Annotated in this window: 2 protein-coding genes; both read right to left on the reverse strand. The window is 59.8% G+C overall.

Annotation, left to right across the window (positions count from 1 at the left end; all coding sequences use genetic code 11):
• The coding region (gene era / locus P792_RS38710; protein WP_035439695.1) for a GTPase Era at window positions 1-457 on the reverse strand (457 nt) is incomplete at its 3' end.
• Window positions 454-904 (reverse strand): ribonuclease III family protein (locus tag P792_RS38715; RefSeq protein WP_035439697.1); only part of this gene is annotated, 451 nt, incomplete at its 5' end. The genes era and P792_RS38715, both read right to left, overlap by 4 nt.

The raw sequence follows: 904 nt of genomic DNA on the forward strand, positions 1-904 counted from the left end.
GGGCGCTGAGCATGAACACATGCTCGACCGACAACTGATCGGTAATGGCTTTGGTCAGGGGCAGAAGCTGCTGCGTGGTCACGAGGTCTGTCTTGTTGAGCACAAGCCAGACACGGCGCTTCTGCTTCGCCAGGGTATCAATGACCGCCTGGGCTTCTTCGCGTATGCCAGCCTTGGCATCGATCAGCAGGAGCGAGATATCGGCGTCCTGTGACCCCGTCCACGCCGCCGCCACCATAGCACGGTCAAGCTTACGCTTTGGCTTGAAGATGCCCGGCGTATCAACCAGCAGAATCTGGGAAGTCTGCCGCATCAGGATTCCGAGCACGCGAAAGCGCGTCGTCTGGGCCTTGGGGCTAACGATCGAGAGCTTGGTCCCGGTCATACGGTTGATCAGGGTGGATTTACCGGCATTCGGAGCCCCGACCAGGGCGACGAAACCACAACGTGTTGTCATTTTCTATCCTTCGTGCCTTTACGGCCACGGTTCAATCGCCGAAGCAGGGCAGTAGCAGCCTCACTCTCGGCCTGGCGTTTGCTACCCGCAACGCCCTCTCCTTTCTCCCCCATAGCAGAAACCGCGATGGTAAAGCGCGGCGCATGTGAGGGACCTTCCATGGAAAGCGTTTCGTAATCCGGCAAGGGGTACCCCCGTGCAAGAACGAACTCCTGCAGGGTTGTCTTGGGGTCCTTGGGCGGCGTGATCTGCGAGGTCAGCAGATCCTCCCACTTTTCGCGCACGAAACGTCGTGCCGGCTCCAGTCCACCATCGAGATAGAGCGCTCCTAACAGAGCCTCCATCGCGTCGGCCTGAACATTGGCGAGGCTGCGTATCCCGGCCTGCTCCTCATGTTCCGCAATATGCAGCGCCTCGGCTACACCGATGCTCTCTGCAATCGGGGCC

The organism is Asaia sp. SF2.1 (genome assembly GCF_000505765.1).
In the GTDB taxonomy this organism is placed as follows: domain Bacteria; phylum Pseudomonadota; class Alphaproteobacteria; order Acetobacterales; family Acetobacteraceae; genus Asaia; species Asaia bogorensis.